We start from the raw sequence: 17864 nt of genomic DNA on the forward strand, positions 1-17864 counted from the left end.
CGACTTGCATGTATTAGGCACGCCGCCAGCGTTCGTCCTGAGCCAGGATCAAACTCTCCAAAGAATTTGATATAGCTCTTGAAAATGACGAAGCTTGCGCTTCAATCAAAACTTGTAAAACTTTTTTTGCCTCATCGTTCAGTTTTCAAAGTTCGTCTGTCGCGCTTGGCGACTCAATTAATTTATCACGTTTCCTGATTAGAAGTCAACAACTTTTTCGAAAATTGTTTTTCTAGAATAATCATTTGCTGTGACAACGTTTATAACTATAATGCCTATTTACCACCGCGTCAATAAAAAATAACAAAAAAATAAAAAAAGATTGGATCTCTGTATTTAGAGACCCAATCCCAATCAATTTGTAGCCAATGGCACGTATCCTGTCTGTTCAACAAGTGACTGTCCTTCTTCAGACGTCATCCATTCGATGAACGGCTTATATTGCTCGTACTTATCAGTCGTCGTGACCGCATAAAACTCGGATGTGATCGGGTACGTTCCGTCCCCAATCGTCTCGACCGTAGGCGCGACATCATTGACCCGCAGTAATTTAATCGCATGTTCATCTACCATCTCCGTTGCATAAAATCGGAACGAGAATCCGATAGCATTTTTATAATTTTGATATGAAGCTGTCTGTTCGATGATGCCACCCATTCCTTCTGGGACATCCTCGATCGGGGCATCCATAAGCTTTTTATCACCCATCAAACGCTGTAAAGCCGTTTGGCTCCCGCTGTCTTCTGGCCGTTGGAACGCTCGAATCGAATCTTTTTTACCACCGACCTCATTCCAACTCGTAATGTCCCCTGCATAAATGTTTTGAATTTGCTCCAATTCAAGCGAGTCGACCGGGTTGTCTTCATGTACGAAAAAGACAAATGCCTCACGGCCGATCGGTGTCATCTGAAACTCTACTCCTTGTCGCTCAGCTACTGCCAACTGTTGATCGGACGGTCCGGCTACAAAGATGATATCCGTTTCCCCTTTAACCAATCGCTCATACGCTGTACCTGTCGTCGTCGAGACGACCGAGCTGACTCCAGGGCTATCGGGGTTATAATCCGCTTCAGGATAAACCGCCTCGACGAATGAAGCATACATCGGATATAGCGCCGTCGCGCCGTCTAGTCGGGGAATGTTTTTTCCGATTTCAAACGTTGAAGGCTTATCGAGTTTAGCCAAATCCGACTTAGGCTTGAACGGTTGATAGTCACGCAGCGAGACGCCACGTTCTTCAATTCGTAATCCCGCCGTATACACGTAATATCCTTTCACGGAACTAAAGAAAACAATCCCGACAACCGTTCCAATTAAAGCGATACGTTTGAGTTGTCCTTTCGATAACGACGAAAAGTCATATAGCGCCATAATAACAATCAAGAGAACGACCACGTACCAGATCGTCCAAATGATCGGTCGCCCACTCCCGAGAGGATCGCCCATCGCGAACAACCCTGTCACAATTGATAAGAATCCAGCCGCAACTATAATAAACACACTGCCAAACAAAAATTTAGTAACCTTCATTCGATTCAGTTTCCCCATTCTCTTCTATACTAGTTAAGCAATTTCATAAGCGACCGCTTCGACACCTACTCCTTTTGTCGGACGTGTCACTGCCCGGACGTAACCTTTCCGGACTAAGAAGCCGACGATGCTGCCGAGGTCGACTTTTAACTCTTGTAAGTTCGGGTGCTCCATCAACTCCGAGAACGACCATGGTTCGTCACGTTGTTGCATCGCCTGCAAAAGTAACAACGTACCCGGCAAGACTTTAGATTGGATTAAATGCTCCATGCCGATGATGACCAGGTGAATACGTTGTTCGAGTGATTCATGCCCGTTCACGAGCTCGTCGTGAAGCTTATACACTTCTAGGTCGAGTTTACGGACTTGCTTCCATAATACAATCTCCGGGTGGATTCCCGCCTCCAGGATGGAGAGCCGCGCCAAATGCGTGAGCGCATGGTGGATTTGGGTGAACGCATCTTGATGCTCCCCCTGTAAGAACAGTCCGCGCCCATCTTCGAAACGTCTAAGCAGTTTGGCGAACGCGAGCGAGAGTTGCAGTCGTTGCTCCTCGTTCGAGAAATTGCGCAACCGCTGCCTGAGCTCTAGCAAAAACTCATTTCGTTCGAACAACACCATACCGTCTTCGATCCAATGGATAGCACGCCGGTTCTCGTTCATTAGAATCCAACGATCCATCATCGAATCACTGACTATATGAAGAACGATTTTTTCTTGTCCGACTTGATAGTGCTTCACCGTCCAAAATGGTTCGTCCTTCGCTTCAATCACGATCAACAATCGATCCGATTGATCTGTCAGTGGATCGCGCGGCCGTTTCTTCTTCACTTCAATGATGCCAAGTGTTGTTTTCAAGGCTGCATATTCTGAATAAATCGTTCGAGTCGCATATTCCATCGTCACCTTGATACCTTCTTTCTAATTAGTAAACGTCAATCGGTTCACACGATTATCTAATCTGATACAAAAATGATTCGCCTTCTTTTAAAATTCTCCTGCCACCGATTGTACGAACTTCTCAGCTTCGAGCAGATGAGCTATAGTAAAGACAGACATGGAGGGATTATGTATGAAAAAACGGGGGAATAAAATCAACCGCGCCAGAAACCTAGCTTTGCTGCTCGTGTTCGCTGGGATTGGGGTCATGTATCTCGGACTCCTCGCTAAAAGCATCGCGTGGCTGATGATCATTTTCATGTTGCTCGGTTTCGTGATGGTATTGTCGAGCTCGGCGCTTTACTTCATCGTCGGCATGGCGTCGACGAAAGCAATCATCGTCACTTGTCCGAACTGTGAGAAAGAGACAAAGATGCTCGGACGTGTCGATCTATGTATGCATTGCGATGAACCGTTGACGATCGATCAATCGCTCGAAGGCAAAGACTTCGATGAGAAGTATAACAAACGTCAATCACACCAGAACGACTAAAAAAACATCCTCAGCCTGAGGATGTTTTTAATGTTTATGCGCTTGTTCAGTTTGGCAAGCCGGGCACGTTCCATATACTTCGAGGCGGTGGCGATCCACTTTGAACCCTGTCAATTGAGAAGCGACGGCTTCAATCTCGTCAAGGACAGGATAGTTAAAGTCGACGACTTTCCCGCACGCATCACAGATAATGTGATAGTGACGTGATGTCACAAAATCGAAACGGCTCGAAGCGTCACCATAATTCATCTCTTGAACAAGTCCGATATCTTTAAAGACACGTAAGTTGTTATAGACGGTGGCGACACTCATGTTCGGGAACCTATCCGAAAGTGCCTTATAAATGTCATCCGCTGTCGGGTGACTGTGCTCCGTGACGAGGTACTCCAAAATCGCCTGTCGCTGAGGCGTCATTCTGACTCCATGTTCTCGGAGCGACTGAACAGCATGGTCAAGCATTTCGCTTCCCACGTCAATCCCTCATTTCTTCTATTAGAATTTATGCGAAGTGTCTGTTTAGAATTAACCTATTTCTTACATAGTAATCTTTATAAATAGTGTACTGATTTCTAAACCCTTCGTCAAACGTTGAGCTTATGCGGTTGACGGCTGTGATACAATAATTGCGAATTTGTAAAAGGAGGCAATACATATGACAACATCATCAAATCGTAAAATTTCAGACGTACTATATGAAGACGCATTGACGCATATCGTCGGGGGTGTCAACAGTCCCTCACGTTCGTTCAAAGCGGTCGGCGGCGGTGCCCCGGTTTATATGGAGCGCGGCGAAGGTGCTTATTTTTATGATGTGGACGGCAACCGCTATATCGATTACTTGGCCGCATATGGACCAATCGTTACCGGCCATGCCCATCCCCATATCCACAACGCCCTCATCGAAGCGTCCTCAAAAGGGCTTCTTTACGGGACGCCTCACGCGCTTGAGGTCGACTTCGCCAAGAAACTAAAAGCGGCGATCCCGTCGATGGACAAAGTCCGCTTCACCAATTCCGGGACCGAGGCCGTCATGACGACGATCCGCGTCGCCCGTGCCTATACTGGACGCGAACTCGTCGTCAAGTTCAGCGGCTGCTACCATGGCCATTCCGACTTGATGCTGATTGCGGCGGGAAGCGGACCGGCGACGCTCGGCTCACCCGACTCAGCCGGTGTGACCCGCGCCACGGCGAAAGAAGTTATCACCGTCCCGTTCAACGACGTCGAGTCGTACCGGGCGATGATGAACGAATGGGGCGATCAAGTCGCCTGCGTTCTCGTCGAACCGATCGTCGGAAACTTCGGGATCGTTGAGCCAAAACCCGGCTTCTTGCAAGCCATCAACGAGATCACCCATGAACACGGCGCGCTCGTCATTTACGACGAAGTCATCACAGCGTTCCGGTTCACGTACGGAAGCGCCCAACAAGTGTACAACATCGAGCCAGACATGACGGCGCTCGGTAAAATCATCGGTGGTGGACTTCCAATCGGAGCATACGGCGGGAAAGCAGAAATCATGGAAACGGTCGCTCCACTCGGACCCGCTTACCAAGCCGGGACGATGGCCGGAAACCCTGCCTCGATGGCGACCGGACTCGCTTGCCTCGAAGTGCTCGAGCAGCCGGGCGTCTATGAAACATTAGATTCGTTAGGCGCACGTCTCGAAGCAGGGATCCGTGAAGCCGCGAAAACTCACGGCGTCACGATCACGCTTAACCGCCTAAAAGGCGCGCTCACCGTCTACTTCACGGACGAGATCGTCACAGACTACGAAGGAGCCGAGAAGTCGGACGGCGAAGTATTCGGCCGCTTCTTCAAATTGATGCTTGAGAACGGCGTCAACTTGGCCCCTTCGAAATATGAGGCGTGGTTTTTGACGACGGAACATACGGAACAAGATATCGATGAGACGATTGCCGCAGTAAATCGCGCGTTCGCACAGCTATAAAACAAGGAGATGCCGCGGCATCTCCTTTTATGTTCATACGGACGGACGAATCCACAATTGATCATATCGCGGGTGACCGAACACATCGAGCGGCACATCTCCAAAGAAACTCGGAAAGCGGCGCTCACGAGCGACATGATACAGCGGGATGACGAGGGCCTCCTCAGTCAAATAGCGTTCGACTTCGCGATGCAGCATCGACCAAGCGCTCATGTCAGTTTGTTGATAGCGGTCCATCATCGCCCGGAGTTCCACTTCATTCGCGAGCAATTTGCCGACAAGCGACAGTTCACTCGTCAAAAAGGCTAGGAACGCCAAATCAAGATCTTCACTCATCATCTCTCCGCATAAAATCAAATCGGCACGGCAAAGCGTCTCATCTTGTAACAAAGACCCAATCGTATACGTCTCAGTCTCGACGGTAAACCCGGCCGTCCGTAACTGTGTAGCCACGAGCGCCGCGTCTTGCGCCGCCACTTCAAACGGCAAGTGCAACAGCCGGAGCGGACGCTGACAAACCGTTCCCTCCCCCTGCACGTGAACGGGACGACTCATCTCCGGAAAAAATCCGTGTGCTACTTGGTGGCGCTCTCCTCCCATCTTCACGAACGCCTCTTTTTGAATCGCTCGTTGAATCGCATGGCGCGCCGGCGCATCGTCCTTCAACCAGGACTGCTTCATGTTGAACACGAGATAGCGTGCTCCCGCCTCGGCAATCCACTTCACGAGGCTATGGTCGTCACGGGTGCTCCATTTCGCATAATCCGTTTCGGAAAACGTGACGAATTCAACCACATCCAAAGACGGTCTCGGCCGGAGCCCGCGCTCGAACGCTCTTAAACGTACGACTTCCTCCGACGTCTGCTCCAGCTTGAACGGTCCCGTCCCCACGACCCCTTCGGCCCCTTGATACGTGATCGAGGCCGGGGTTTGGGCGAGAAGTCGTTCAATATAGGCCAGGTGTGCTTTCGTATGTAAATCAATGACGTACGGCGCCGGGGACTCGACTCGTTCGATCGGTGCGAACAACCATACTTGTTTGCCATGATCCAATAACCGATTCAACGAATAGACGACGTCTTTGGCCGAAAGCGTCACCCCGTTATGAAACGTTACCCCTTTGCGGATATAGCAACGAAATCCGAACGGTGTTTCCTCTATATAATGTGCGAGCGAGGGTTGGACAGTCGTCCCGTCCCATTCGAACAGGCGGTCGAAGACGTGCCGTGACAAAGACGCCTCCATCGCGATGTGGATATCGAGCGGATCGAGCGATTCGAGCGCCCTCGTCCGCGGAAAAATGAACCGGTCTTCTTCAGTCTGCTCAAAGCCAAAACGGCTCCAAATAAGTGCTTGAATCACTTCTCGCAAGGCGGGTGGCCAGTCCCATTCCAACCACTTAGCCGCATCGGACATCGAGGCCTGAACGAAAGACTCATCAATCCAAGCTCTCAGGGTCCGGTCAAACTCCGGCTGAAAGCGGAGCACCGATTCATGGCCTCGTCCTTTCCCCGGCCGATACTCCACCCACCCGAACGTTTCCCACATCTTCATATCCCGTTTCACTTGTTTCTCGCTATAGCCGACCGTATCGACCGCTTCCCGTAGTGTCAGTTCCACTTTGTTCTGTTCCAACGCACGACGATAAATCGCCACCAACTTCGCATTCATGTCGTTCCCCCTAAAAGTGGACATTCAAAAATCATTTGTCTCTTTTTACCAAGTGTAGTCCACGATTAGACTAGTAACAAGGAGGTGCTCGCATGAAATTCAAAGATTTCCCTTTAAACGTTCGACTCCGGCTCGTCTGCGGCTTTTTCATCCGCATCGTCGGCTCGGCTATCTTTCCATTCATGGCTTTATATTTTTCCGAAGAACTCGGCAAAATCGCTGCCGGAATCATCATGACGTCGTTTGTTGTCGTCGGCTACGTCACCGGCTTGTTTGGCGGGTACTTTTCAGACCGCTTCAACCGCAAGCACGTGCTTCAAATCGGTCAGATCGTCCAAATCCTTTGTTTTCTAGGGATGACGGTCGCCATTCATCCGTCAAATAACTGGGCGTTTGCCGTCGCCGTGCTTTACTTCGGCCACGCCGTCGCGAACGGTTTGAACTACCCGGCTCTCGAAGCCATCGTCATCGATTCGATGGAAGAGTCGAACCGTAAAGCGATTTACGTATATGACTACTGGCTCGTCAATTTGGCAATTGCTGGGGGCGTCATGCTCGGAGGTGCTTTTTATCGAGACTATCGTTTCGGACTATTCGTCGGAATGACGCTCGTGTTGACGATCACGACGCTCGTCTTGCAACGTTTTCTCGTTGATAGCTATAAAGGAAACCGTTCGACGTCTGCTAACCCGCTCGTCGGCGTGTATCAAAACTATCGAATCGCACTCAGTGACCGTCGTTGGATGCTGTTCGTCCTCGGTAGCATGCTCGTCTTCTCGACCGAGTTCCATATGGCAAACTATATCGGTGTCCATTTGGCCGAATCGTTCACAGAACGGTCAATCGTCGGTGTCCCGTTCGACGGCGTCCGCATGATGGCGTTCATGCAGCTTGAAAACACGTTGCTCGTCGTCGCCATCACGTTCGCGGTCACCGCTTTCGTGAAACGCTACCGGGAAAAGTATATCTTCTTCATCGGCTTATCCTTATACGTGACGGCCTATGCCGCGATTACGTCAATGAACTCGTTCATCACGCTTGCCGTTCTCGCCATCGTCTTCACCATTGGTGAGTTGCTCTATTCGCCGATTCGACAAGTGAAACAAATCGACTTGATCGACCCGACTCGACGAGCCTCATACCTCGCCTTCGGAGGCTTGACGTTCCACGGGGCGAAACTTGTCGCCGCAGCCGGCATCGTCGTCGGCGCGTTCATCGGGCCGGTATTCATGAGCGGCTACATGTTCTTATTTGGCGCCCTTGGAGGTTACCTCTATTACATCTCGCTCTACAAGATGGAGCCTGCCCGTCAGCTCGCCGCTTGACGTTTGAGCATTCGTTCGAACGGATAAAGTCAGGAGAGAAGGAGGCGCTCCCTATGCCAGCCATTGTGTTATTTGACGGAGACTGCAACTTTTGTGACGCCAGTGTGCAGTTCATCTTAAATCGTGATTCAACAGGAAACTTCCATTTCGCCTCACTCCAAGGCGAGGCCGGACAAGCAATCCGAAAACGTCATCGTATCCCGGATACGGTCGATAGCATCGTTTTGATCAAAGGCGGCGTCCCTTATTTGAAATCGGACGCGGCGACCCGGATCGCCGAGGGGTTGGACGGGAACTGGCGGATGCTTCGCTTCATCCGACTCGTCCCTAAACCGCTTCGTGATTTTGGTTACGACATCATCGCGAACAACCGCTATCGCTGGTTCGGTCAAAAAGAGACGTGCAAACTACCGACCCCAGAAGAACGGAGTCGCTTTATCGACCAAACACCAAACCAGCCGACTCATCAATGAGCCGGCTGGTTTTTTAGTCCATACATGTCAAGTACGTCCAGTGGCACTCCGGCATCGGATTGCCCATAAAGCTGACCCCAAGGTCGTCCGCCCGGTGGATCGTCATCCACGGCGCATCGCCGACTTGAACGTAGACTTCATGATGCGGCGACTGGGTGTGACTTCCGGACAGTTTGAACGTCGCACTGTTTTTAAGTGCCGTGACGATGGTGTATTTAATATCAGGCGCAACGACGAGCGGATTGCCTACCGAATGTTGCAAACGAAATGCAGCTTTCCCCCGCTCGATGTCGACATCTTCTACATACACGCGGTCGACCGAAGCGACGTCTTCGCCCGTCAATCGATGATGCTTCGTATACCCGCGGGTAACGTTCGCATCTTTTTTTAACGAGATAATCGGAATATCGGTTAACCCCTCGACTTTCACTTCCGTCCGGGTCCGGTATTCGGTCGCATGGACGTTATAAGGACGTCCGTCCCCTTCAAAATACGGGTGCGGTGACATCAGGTTCGGGTTTTTAATCATCGGCGGACGAATGAACGTCTGGACACGGAGGTTAATGCCGTCGACCGTGGCCACGTCCGGACGTGTCGGACTGACGAGGAAATACATCGTGTAGAGCTCCTTGTCACGTCTCGTATCCGACTTCATCTCTTTCGCGATCGACATCACTTTTCCGACCATATGCACGATACGGGTCCCCGGTTTATCATCCCGCTTGACCGGACGCAAAGCCCGAACCTCATAGAGCGTCGGTTGTTCGAGCGGTGTCTCGTCGATGTATCCGCTCCCGACGATTTCCGCGATACGGCGTCCCTCACGATATACCGCATACGTGTCGACGTCCGCGATCGGGTCCCATTGTAAATACGTTCCGCTCGGCGCCACGACCGCCGACGTCAGATGACGATTCCAATACAAGTCGTCGTTTGGATTAACGGCCGCAGTATACAGTTTTGCCACTTCGCCAAACTCGTCCGAGATGCGGTAAGCGACTTGCTCCCCGACGCTCGTCTCCCGGTCGACATAATGCTGATCCGTCCCCTCATACACGTACTTCCCGTTGCGTGTCACGCGCACTTTCCCATCAAACGACCACGTTAACTCTAACCCGTCGTTGAGCGGACGGACATTGATCAATCCTTCCCCATTCATCATCGTGTCATCCCCCTTTTGGCATGTCGTTTCTTCATTCCCGTCTACTAGATACGGAAAACAAAAAAAGACTTCGAGTTGAACTCGAAGCCTCACTCCACGACAGCTAAGTCTTGGATCATATACAAATCATAGTACGCGCCACGGCGACGCATCAATTCTTCATGCGTTCCCGCTTCCATGATTCGACCGTTGTCGACGACGACAATTTTATCGGCGTCGGTGATCGTTGATAGGCGGTGGGCGACGATGAGCGTCGTCCGTCCTTTCGTCAATCTTGCGAGCGAATCTTGGATCATCGACTCACTCTCGAGGTCGAGCGCACTCGTCGCCTCATCGAGAATGATGATCGGCGGATGTTTGAGGAAGACGCGGGCGATGGCAAGACGTTGCTTCTGTCCCCCCGACAGCTTCACGCCTTTTTCGCCGACCGGCGTGTTGTAACCATCCTGCAAGTTCATGATGAACTCGTGGGCGTTGGCCGCTTTCGCAGCGGCGATGACGGCATCGTCCGTCGCTTCCGGATTACCCATCCGGATGTTCATGGCGACCGACTCACTGAAGAGAACCGAATCTTGCATGACCATACCGATTTGGTCGCGAAGGGCCCGGAGTTTAAAGTCACGGACATCGACGCCGTCGATTTTAATACTGCCGTCCGTCACGTCGTAAAAACGCGGAATCAGACTGACGAGCGTCGATTTCCCACCGCCGGACATGCCGACGAAGGCGACTCGTTCCCCGGACCGGATGTGCAGGCTGACGTCATGCAAAGCAAGCGTCCCCTCTTTTTCGTAGGCAAAGCTGACACGGTCGAGTTCGATGTCCCCGGCTGTCTGCACCGGTACGAACGCATCGCGTTTCTGTTCGATATCATACGGCTCATCGAGAAATTCAAAGACCCGGTCCATCGACGCGACCGACTGCGTGAGCGTCGTCGCCGAGTTGACGAGACGACCGAGCGGTCCATAGAGGCGGTCGATATAAGCGATGAAGGCTACGAGCGTCCCGAGCGAGACGTCGTCTTGTAAGACGAGCCAAGAAGCCGACGTAAAGATCAAGATCGGCGCGATGTCCGTGATTGTCGAAACGACGACGTACGTCTTCGCATTCCAACCTGTATGGCGAAGTGCGGCTTTCAAGAAGCCGCCGTTCTGTTCTTCAAACGCCTTGTTCTCATACGGCTCGAGCGCGAAACTGCGGATGACGGCCATACCGTTGACACGTTCGGTCAAATGGCCTTGAAGATCAGCGAGCGCGGCCGAGCGTTCCCGGGTGAGGCGGCGCAAGCGTCCATAGAAGTAGCGGACGGCGATCGCATAAAACGGGAGAGGCAAGATAGCGATGAGCGTCAGTTGCGGGTCGATCGTATACATAATGGCGATGGCGATCAAAATCGTGACCATATCGAGCCAAATGTTCATGAGTCCCGTGATGACAAAGTCTTTCGTCTGCTCGACATCGTTAATGATACGCGAGATGATCTGCCCGGTCTTATTGTTCGAATAGTAGCGAAGCGATAGCTTTTGCACGTGGTCGAACAATCGGTTCCGAACGTCGAACAAAATTCGTGTTGCGGCCCATTGCGCTAAATATTGCCGCAAATACTCAATCGGCGGCTTCAAGACGAGGAAGATGAAGAAGACGATGCTGAACAACCAAACGAGCTCAGTATAATCCGTCGCTGGGTCCGGCTCCGTCAAATATTTATCGATCACATGTCTATAAAGTAGCGGCAATCCGAGAGGGATTGAGAATTTCAAGATCCCGACAAAAATCGTCAAAGCAATTTGTTTTTTATATGGTTTTACGAACTGTAAATAGCGTCTAACACTTCCCATAGAGCCCTCCTTCAAGAAAAAAAGCGGAGATGAGTACTCATCTCCGGTAACGTGCTTCGTATTCGCGATACCATTCATCGACGAATGTTGGGTTGAACGGCCCTTTCCGTCCTCGAATCCAGTTGATAAGTTCTTGAACGTTCTGTTTCAAGATTCGATCAATCGCTTTCGGATAATTCATTTCGCGACGATGCCGCTCGTATTCATCCTCATCTAAAATCGTGTACGACATATCCGGGAACACTTTAATATCTAAATCGTAGTCAATGTACTTGATGGCTCGTTCTGCCCCATCGAACGTTGTCGGCGAACCTAGATTACAGTAGTAGTAAATCCCGTCTTCGCGAATCATACAGATGACATTAAACCAAAACTCAGATGAAAAGTAGCAAATTGCCGGCTCTCTTGTTCTCCATTGCCGGCCGTCTGATTCACTGACCATAATGCGGTCGTTGAACCCAATCATATCCGTTTTTGACGATTGAAGGACGAGCGTTTCTTCCCAAACGCGATGCAAAGTCCCGTTGTGCTTGTAGCTCTGTATCTCGATCTTGCTACCTGCTTTGGGAAATAAGCTCATAAGCTCCTCCTTTCCGCTATGATGCTGTACATTCTCATTTTTAATTATAGCGACTTTCAGAACCAATGAAAAAGGAAATCTCTTATTTTCACGAATTTAGTGCTTTTTGGAAGGCGACGGCTCGTCCTGCGAACATCGGTCGAAGAATAAACTGCTCGACAATCGCTTCGGGTAAGTAACTATCGAACGTCACTTCATCGACCATGACGGCCTTCCCATCGACTTCTTTCACACTGTGAACGTGGCAAAACCGTTTGAACGGGAACGGCAAAGTCACACCTTGGTCACAAAATGCGTGCCGCCCCGCTAACGTGATCGCACTGATCCACGGCAGCGTGACCGGTCCGACACCGACACGGAGATGGATTCGATTACCTTCTACGGACGCGCCATCTCCGACGAGCGTCACTTCTGGAAACGTCGTCAGTTCAGATAAAAGCGACGCGTCTTGCAACAATTCCCACAATGCCTCGACGGAAGTATCGAACGGCGTTTCGACGTCAAACTGTCTCATTTCTATCCCCTACCAATCGTTCTAGTTTTTGTTGGGCAACCGACACGGTCAACACATCCCGCTCGTCCCCGGCGAGCCAAATCCACTCCTCGTCCGGCAACGTTTCGACCTCATATAAGTCGACGTACCAGATGATGTGTGAAAACACGTGTTTCACTTGTCCAATATAGGTTCCGTTTAACTGTTCCCCCGTTCCACGATCTGTAAGCGGGTATTGCCACATTCCCGCGAGCAGACCTGTATCGGGCCGCTGAACGTAGGCGATGCGACCGTCATGTTTACAGTAGAGGGCATCGAACATCTCGATCCGGGCCGCGCCTTTTTTCGTCTTGACAGGAAGTTCATCCTGGACGTGATGCGCATAGGCGTAACATTCGTCTTGGACTGGACAGAGCGAGCACATCGGATTTTTCGGGGTACAGACGGTCGCACCGAGCTCCATGACAGCTTCATTAAAATCGGAGGCGTGCTCCGGGTCCATCAGGCGCCGAATGACTTGATCAAAAATCTTCCGCGTCTTTGGTACGGCGATATCTTCATAGATGCCAAACTGGCGGGCCATGACGCGCATGACGTTCCCGTCGACGGCAGGCTCGGGCTGATTGTAGGCGATCGAGAGCACGGCTCCGGTCGTATACGGACCGACCCCTTTCAATTTTTCAAACAGTTCTTTTTCCTCCGGTACGACGCCGTCATACGTAGAGACGACTTCTTTTACCGCTTGATGGAGGTTACGGACGCGTGAGTAATATCCAAGCCCTTCCCAATATTTGACGACCTCGTCGGGATGAGCCTCTGCTAAGTCCTCGATCGTCGGGAAGCGGTCCATGAATCGGTTGTAATAAGGGATGACCGTATCGACGCGCGTCTGTTGGAGCATGACTTCGCTCACCCACACCCGGTACGGATTTTTCCCGTGTCGCCACGGCAAATCGCGTTTTTCACGATTGAACCAGGTGAGTAAATTTTCATTGAACTGACGAATAGTATAATTTGTGAACAATTTATCAATATCGAGCATTTTGTTTCCCCTCGTTTTAAAAATATTGTATGATGGTAGCGATCATTGAACGTCGTTTCTTTATTAACGGAGGTGCTGAAGCACATTGGATACTGCGACACACATTGGAATGGGCCTTGGTTTAAGCGCCCTTGCGACACTTAGCCCGGAAGTAGCAAATGATTCGCAAATGTTCTTGGCTATGACGGCTACCGCTCTTGTCGGTTCGCATGCGCCAGACTTTGACACCGTCTTCAAACTTAAAGGAAACAGCACGTATTTACGCCAGCACCGCGGTCTTTCACACGGAATCACCGCACTTCTTGCTTGGCCGATCATCGTCAGTGCCATCATCGGTATGGTACTTGGCGTCAACCCTGCTTCATTATGGGTCATGGCACAAATCGCGGTATTGTTACACGTCACCGTCGACTTGTTCAACGCTTACGGGACGCAAGCCCTGCAACCTTTCTCGAAGAAATGGATTGGCTGGGGCGTCATCGGAACGTTTGACCCCTACTTGTTCTCTGCTTATTACGGAGCATATGTATTATGGCTTATCACAGGGGCAACTGTCCCGATTTTTGCACTGCTCATTGCGCTCGTCATCAGTTACTATGCGATTCAGTTCAAACTACGTAACCGTGCGCTCGCAACGGTCGCCCGTCACTTCGCCGGTGCCCATGAGCTCTTTATCTCACCAGGTATTGGTTGGGACGACTGGCACGTCGCCGTTCGTTTCCGCAACGGACTCGGTGCGGTCAAAGTGAAAAAAGGTGAAGTCATCGAATGTGGCCGCTTCCGTGACAAGGCGATGCCTGGCGAAGACGACCTGCACTTCGTCGAAGCTCGTAAAAATGCAGACTTGCAGTCGTTCTTGGCATTTTCAAAAATTCACACGTACACGGTCACACGTCACAACGGCATGATCGAGTACCGATTCACCAACTTGCGCTACTTCTCGAAAGACATCTACCCGTTCGTCGCTGTCGTCATCGTCGACGAAGAGTCGAACGAAGTCTTGTCTTCGTTCACCGGCTGGGTGTTTAGTGAAGAGAGTCTGCAGAAAAAATTGGTGTATGAACCTGGGACATAACCCAATAGATTTATGAGAAAGAGGTCACCTGGCGCGAACAAGTCGCGCCAGGTGACCTCTTTCTCATTCCTCTTCTTTATTGTCTTTTACACTCTCTTCTCCTTGTTCTTTAATTTTATCCATTGCTACTTTTTTTCTTGATAGTCTTCTTCCATTTCAGTCGTGGACGGGATAAATGGTTCCTGATTATTATCGGTACGTCTTCCATAACGTAGCATTTCATAAATGATTAATCCGTTATTCGGTTTCCCGTTGGCTGTTCTCATCGGAACTATATCGAATAGAACGTAATAAAATGTATAAAAAACAAAACGATCCCAAAAAGTTGCATATTCTTCAATAATGCCATTCGCCAGCAAAGCGTTTATTGTTATCCCTAAAATAATGTTGACCAACATGGGACCAGCGTAAACGAATACGTAAGCTACTTTTCCTTTTCTTCTAATTGAATCATACGAATACCAACTGTATAAATGATAATACTTCCGAATGTCAAACACCCAGATTTTAATCACTCTTGGCCCAGAGCCAAGGGTGATTCTCGGTTTTTTTACACCAAACAGGGCACTAACAATCAAGTAACCGAGTTCTCTCAAAAATACTACAAGCGGTAGGATGATGAATGCTGAAATTATTAATGATACCAAATCAGCCAAGCCAAACATCAAAGCCCCCCTAACCAACTGCTACCTTAAAGTTAAAATATCTGGTCGTTCGGATGAGAATCCACCACAACTTTCAACTCATAACTACGGGAGAATAAAGCTGACAACTAGTCAATACTCATCATTAAAGCAGGATTTTCACTTCTATACTATATTATTTTCTCTTATGTATGAAAAAACAAACACTAATTAAGAATATGTAACTAACTAAACCTCGCTAAATTTCTATTAGATTACCTTCTGCCTAAAAATGAAGTAAAAGAGGGATCCGGCCACCGAAAATCGGTGACCAGATTCCTCTTTTTATTAAAAAGCTTTAAAATCGGCTAGTTGTGTCCCAACCTCTTTTCTTATGCCTCAGACTCCGTGAATTGGAGCTCAAATTCAAATTTCACTTTTTTATCGACGAGGACACCGCCGGCTTCAAGCGCCTGGTTCCACGTCAACCCGTAATCTTCCCGGTTGATCGTCCCGTCTCCGGTAAAGGCGTGCTTCATATTGCCCCACGGGTCTTTCGCACTGCCTTCATACTCGACTTCAAACGTCTCCTCGCGCGTCGTTCCACGAATCGTCAAATTACCGGTCAAAGCGAACTCGTTACCGCCTTTCGCTTGGAATGATGTCGACTCGAAGACGATGTCCGGATGTTGATCGGCGTCGAAAAAGTCGCCCGACCGTAAGTGTGCGTCACGGTCACCGTTGTTCGTGTCAATCGAGGCCGCTTTAATCGTCACGCTTACCCGTGCATTCGCTAAATCGTCAGGCTGTCCGTTCGCATCAACCGCAAACTCTTTAAGTTCGCCTTTCACTTTCGAGATCATCATATGCTTCACCGTAAACGTGATTGAGCTGTGTGCTGGGTCGACTTGATAAGTTTTTGCCATGAATACGTCCACTCCTTCGATTTGAAATTGATTCCACAATACTGTTTTTACCACAAATCTTGACTTCAAAACATCTCGAAATAATTGTGTCAAATTATTGTCAAAAAATTTTGACTTTTATCACTGCAACCCGTTAGGAAGAAAAAGGGAGCTATTGGCTTACTACAAAATGTAAGCGCATACATAGAACCCCTATACTTTACGGAAAAGGGAGGAACGATCATGATTTATGAAGTACCGAACTCTGCAGGCACGAAAGTCCAGTTCAAGGACCGCTATGAGAACTACATCAACGGAAAGTGGACAGCACCTTCAGGGGGAGACTATTTTGAGAACACCTCTCCGGTAAATGGTAAAGTGTTATGCGAGGTCGCTCGGTCGACGAAAGAAGATATCGAGCTGGCACTGGACGCGGCCCATGCCGCCAAAGGCGCCTGGGGCAAAACATCGGTCACCGAACGCTCGGTCATTTTAAATAAGATTGCCGACCGAATGGAAGAAAACCTTGAGATGCTCGCTTACGCGGAGACGTGGGAGAATGGAAAAGCCGTCCGTGAGACGTTGAACGCCGACCTGCCGCTCGCGATCGATCACTTCCGCTATTTCGCCGGTGTCATCCGCTCGCAAGAAGGCGGCATCAGCGAGCTCGACAACGACACGGTCGCCTATCACTTCGCGGAACCGCTCGGCGTCGTCGCTCAAATCATCCCATGGAACTTCCCGATTTTGATGGCAATCTGGAAAGTCGCACCGGCACTCGCCGCCGGCAACTGCATCGTCTTAAAACCGGCCGAACAGACACCGGCTTCGATCATGGTACTGATGGAGCTGATTGAAGACTTGCTGCCGCCAGGCGTGCTCAACATCGTCAATGGCTTCGGACTCGAGGCCGGGAAGCCGCTCGCCTCAAGTAACCGTGTCGACAAAGTCGCGTTCACTGGCGAAACGACGACGGGCCGATTGATCATGCAATACGCGTCGCAAAACATCATCCCGGTGACGCTCGAACTCGGGGGCAAGTCACCGAATATCTTCTTCGCCGATATTATGGATGCGGACGATGATTTCTTTGACAAAGCGATCGAAGGGCTCGTCATGTTCGCGTTAAACCAAGGCGAAGTGTGCACGTGTCCATCGCGCGCCCTCATCCACGAGTCGATTTATGAGCCGTTTATGGCACGTGTCCTCGAGCGCGTCAAAGCGATCAAACTCGGCAACCCGCTCGACCCTGACGTTATGATGGGTGCTCAAGCATCAAATGAACAGCTGGAGAAGGTTTTATCGTATCTTGAGATCGGAAAAGCCGAAGGAGCCGAATGTTTGATCGGCGGTGAGCGCAACATGATGGACGGTGACCTCGCCGACGGCTATTACGTTCAACCGACCATCTTTAAAGGTCACAACAAGATGCGCATCTTCCAAGAAGAAATCTTTGGTCCAGTCTTGTCGGTGACGACGTTCAAGGACGACGCGGACGCGCTCGCCATCGCGAACGATACGCTCTATGGTCTCGGCGCCGGCGTCTGGACACGCGATATGAACCGGGCTTATCGGTTCGGCCGTGAGATTCAAGCGGGTCGTGTTTGGATCAACTGTTACCATCAGTATCCGGCCCATGCCGCGTTCGGCGGTTACAAAATGTCTGGGATCGGACGTGAAAATCATAAGATGATGCTCAACCATTACCAACGTACGAAAAATATGCTCGTCAGCTACAGCGAACAAAAACTCGGGTTCTTTTAA

At 50.2% G+C, this 17864-nt stretch carries 17 protein-coding genes and 1 rRNA gene; 6 read left to right on the forward strand and 12 right to left on the reverse strand.

Annotated elements, in window-relative coordinates; all coding sequences use genetic code 11:
* From EVJ22_RS14430 to EVJ22_RS14440, 3 genes are all read right to left on the reverse strand, one after another.
* Positions 1-64: ribosomal RNA gene (locus tag EVJ22_RS14430) — 16S ribosomal RNA — on the reverse strand; the annotation flags it as partial.
* A 290-nt stretch (positions 65-354) separates the two neighbouring features.
* Positions 355-1500 carry a PstS family phosphate ABC transporter substrate-binding protein gene (locus EVJ22_RS14435; protein WP_233589737.1) on the reverse strand — a complete coding sequence of 382 codons (1146 nt, stop codon included), beginning with the start codon at positions 1498-1500 and terminating at the stop codon, positions 355-357.
* 63 nt (positions 1501-1563) lie between these two features.
* A complete protein-coding gene (locus tag EVJ22_RS14440) occupies positions 1564-2430 on the reverse strand; it encodes a nucleotidyltransferase-like protein (protein WP_131441207.1) in 867 nt (288 codons plus the stop codon).
* 172 nt (positions 2431-2602) lie between these two features.
* Between EVJ22_RS14440 and EVJ22_RS14445 the strand changes: the two genes are divergently transcribed.
* Positions 2603-2962, forward strand: a complete 360-nt coding sequence (locus tag EVJ22_RS14445; RefSeq protein ID WP_070328968.1) for a YgzB family protein — start codon at positions 2603-2605, stop codon at positions 2960-2962.
* A gap of 27 nt (positions 2963-2989) precedes the next feature.
* On the opposite strand, the gene perR is transcribed toward EVJ22_RS14445, so the two are convergent.
* Positions 2990-3421: a peroxide-responsive transcriptional repressor PerR gene (perR, locus tag EVJ22_RS14450; protein ID WP_131441208.1), complete on the reverse strand. Its 432-nt coding sequence runs from the start codon at positions 3419-3421 to the stop codon at positions 2990-2992.
* Between the two features lie 193 nt (positions 3422-3614).
* On the opposite strand from perR, the gene EVJ22_RS14455 reads away from it, so the two are divergent.
* A complete protein-coding gene (locus tag EVJ22_RS14455) occupies positions 3615-4913 on the forward strand; it encodes a glutamate-1-semialdehyde 2,1-aminomutase (RefSeq protein WP_131441076.1) in 1299 nt (432 codons plus the stop codon).
* A 33-nt stretch (positions 4914-4946) separates the two neighbouring features.
* Here EVJ22_RS14455 and EVJ22_RS14460 read toward each other — a convergent pair whose 3' ends face one another.
* Positions 4947-6584, reverse strand: coding sequence for an ABC transporter substrate-binding protein (locus EVJ22_RS14460; protein WP_158625539.1), 1638 nt, complete (start codon positions 6582-6584; stop codon positions 4947-4949).
* Between the two features lie 92 nt (positions 6585-6676).
* Between EVJ22_RS14460 and EVJ22_RS14465 the strand changes: the two genes are divergently transcribed.
* The gene (locus EVJ22_RS14465; RefSeq protein WP_131444188.1) at positions 6677-7909 is read left to right on the forward strand and encodes an MFS transporter; all 1233 of its coding nucleotides are present in this window, start codon (positions 6677-6679) and stop codon (positions 7907-7909) included.
* Between the two features lie 53 nt (positions 7910-7962).
* On the forward strand, positions 7963-8382 hold the full coding sequence (locus EVJ22_RS14470) for a thiol-disulfide oxidoreductase DCC family protein (RefSeq protein WP_131444189.1): 420 nt from the start codon (positions 7963-7965) through the stop codon (positions 8380-8382).
* A gap of 13 nt (positions 8383-8395) precedes the next feature.
* On the opposite strand, the gene EVJ22_RS14475 is transcribed toward EVJ22_RS14470, so the two are convergent.
* The 5 genes from EVJ22_RS14475 to mutY all read right to left on the reverse strand — a co-directional run bounded on the left by EVJ22_RS14475 (position 8396) and on the right by mutY (position 13497).
* Complete coding sequence (locus EVJ22_RS14475; protein ID WP_071399193.1) at positions 8396-9544, reverse strand: DUF3238 domain-containing protein; 1149 nt, start codon at positions 9542-9544, stop codon at positions 8396-8398.
* Positions 9545-9633: 89 nt separating this feature from the next.
* A complete protein-coding gene (locus EVJ22_RS14480) occupies positions 9634-11382 on the reverse strand; it encodes an ABC transporter ATP-binding protein (protein ID WP_131444190.1) in 1749 nt (582 codons plus the stop codon).
* Positions 11383-11419: 37 nt separating this feature from the next.
* Positions 11420-11962: a nucleoside tri-diphosphate phosphatase gene (gene ntdP / locus EVJ22_RS14485; protein ID WP_021067741.1), complete on the reverse strand. Its 543-nt coding sequence runs from the start codon at positions 11960-11962 to the stop codon at positions 11420-11422.
* An 88-nt stretch (positions 11963-12050) separates the two neighbouring features.
* Positions 12051-12476: an SRPBCC family protein gene (locus EVJ22_RS14490; RefSeq protein WP_071399191.1), complete on the reverse strand. Its 426-nt coding sequence runs from the start codon at positions 12474-12476 to the stop codon at positions 12051-12053.
* On the reverse strand, positions 12463-13497 hold the full coding sequence (gene mutY / locus EVJ22_RS14495) for an A/G-specific adenine glycosylase (protein ID WP_131444191.1): 1035 nt from the start codon (positions 13495-13497) through the stop codon (positions 12463-12465). Before mutY ends, EVJ22_RS14490 begins: the two co-directional genes overlap by 14 nt.
* 85 nt (positions 13498-13582) lie before the next feature.
* Between mutY and EVJ22_RS14500 the strand changes: the two genes are divergently transcribed.
* Positions 13583-14572 carry a metal-dependent hydrolase gene (locus EVJ22_RS14500; protein WP_131444192.1) on the forward strand — a complete coding sequence of 330 codons (990 nt, stop codon included), beginning with the start codon at positions 13583-13585 and terminating at the stop codon, positions 14570-14572.
* 125 nt (positions 14573-14697) lie between these two features.
* On the opposite strand, the gene EVJ22_RS14505 is transcribed toward EVJ22_RS14500, so the two are convergent.
* Together EVJ22_RS14505 and EVJ22_RS14510 are read right to left on the reverse strand one after the other, a co-directional pair.
* Complete coding sequence (locus EVJ22_RS14505; RefSeq protein ID WP_131444193.1) at positions 14698-15237, reverse strand: zinc metalloprotease; 540 nt, start codon at positions 15235-15237, stop codon at positions 14698-14700.
* Positions 15238-15587: 350 nt separating this feature from the next.
* Entirely contained in the window at positions 15588-16121 is a 534-nt protein-coding gene (locus tag EVJ22_RS14510; RefSeq protein WP_071399187.1) for a YceI family protein, read from the reverse strand.
* Positions 16122-16343: 222 nt separating this feature from the next.
* Here EVJ22_RS14510 and exaC point away from each other — a divergent pair, with 222 nt between their 5' ends.
* Positions 16344-17864, forward strand: a complete 1521-nt coding sequence (gene exaC, locus EVJ22_RS14515) for an acetaldehyde dehydrogenase ExaC (RefSeq protein ID WP_070328957.1) — start codon at positions 16344-16346, stop codon at positions 17862-17864.

Origin of the sequence: Exiguobacterium sp. SH0S7 (assembly GCF_004337195.1) — a bacterium.
Taxonomy (GTDB): Bacteria; Bacillota; Bacilli; order Exiguobacteriales; family Exiguobacteriaceae; genus Exiguobacterium; species Exiguobacterium aurantiacum_A.

What these genes read in the sequence shown, in the direction of transcription:
- EVJ22_RS14440 (WP_131441207.1), bottom strand. Translation starts at nt 2,430, where the DNA reads ATGGAATATGCGACTCGAACGATTTATTCAGAATATGCAGCCTTGAAA.
- EVJ22_RS14445 (WP_070328968.1), top strand. Translation starts at nt 2,603, where the DNA reads ATGAAAAAACGGGGGAATAAAATCAACCGCGCCAGAAACCTAGCTTTG.
- perR (WP_131441208.1), bottom strand. Translation starts at nt 3,421, where the DNA reads ATGCTTGACCATGCTGTTCAGTCGCTCCGAGAACATGGAGTCAGAATG.
- EVJ22_RS14455 (WP_131441076.1), top strand. Translation starts at nt 3,615, where the DNA reads ATGACAACATCATCAAATCGTAAAATTTCAGACGTACTATATGAAGAC.
- EVJ22_RS14460 (WP_158625539.1), bottom strand. Translation starts at nt 6,584, where the DNA reads ATGAATGCGAAGTTGGTGGCGATTTATCGTCGTGCGTTGGAACAGAAC.
- EVJ22_RS14465 (WP_131444188.1), top strand. Translation starts at nt 6,677, where the DNA reads ATGAAATTCAAAGATTTCCCTTTAAACGTTCGACTCCGGCTCGTCTGC.
- EVJ22_RS14470 (WP_131444189.1), top strand. Translation starts at nt 7,963, where the DNA reads ATGCCAGCCATTGTGTTATTTGACGGAGACTGCAACTTTTGTGACGCC.
- EVJ22_RS14475 (WP_071399193.1), bottom strand. Translation starts at nt 9,544, where the DNA reads ATGATGAATGGGGAAGGATTGATCAATGTCCGTCCGCTCAACGACGGG.
- EVJ22_RS14480 (WP_131444190.1), bottom strand. Translation starts at nt 11,382, where the DNA reads ATGGGAAGTGTTAGACGCTATTTACAGTTCGTAAAACCATATAAAAAA.
- ntdP (WP_021067741.1), bottom strand. Translation starts at nt 11,962, where the DNA reads ATGAGCTTATTTCCCAAAGCAGGTAGCAAGATCGAGATACAGAGCTAC.
- EVJ22_RS14490 (WP_071399191.1), bottom strand. Translation starts at nt 12,476, where the DNA reads ATGAGACAGTTTGACGTCGAAACGCCGTTCGATACTTCCGTCGAGGCA.
- mutY (WP_131444191.1), bottom strand. Translation starts at nt 13,497, where the DNA reads ATGCTCGATATTGATAAATTGTTCACAAATTATACTATTCGTCAGTTC.
- EVJ22_RS14505 (WP_131444193.1), bottom strand. Translation starts at nt 15,237, where the DNA reads ATGTTTGGCTTGGCTGATTTGGTATCATTAATAATTTCAGCATTCATC.
- EVJ22_RS14510 (WP_071399187.1), bottom strand. Translation starts at nt 16,121, where the DNA reads ATGGCAAAAACTTATCAAGTCGACCCAGCACACAGCTCAATCACGTTT.
- exaC (WP_070328957.1), top strand. Translation starts at nt 16,344, where the DNA reads ATGATTTATGAAGTACCGAACTCTGCAGGCACGAAAGTCCAGTTCAAG.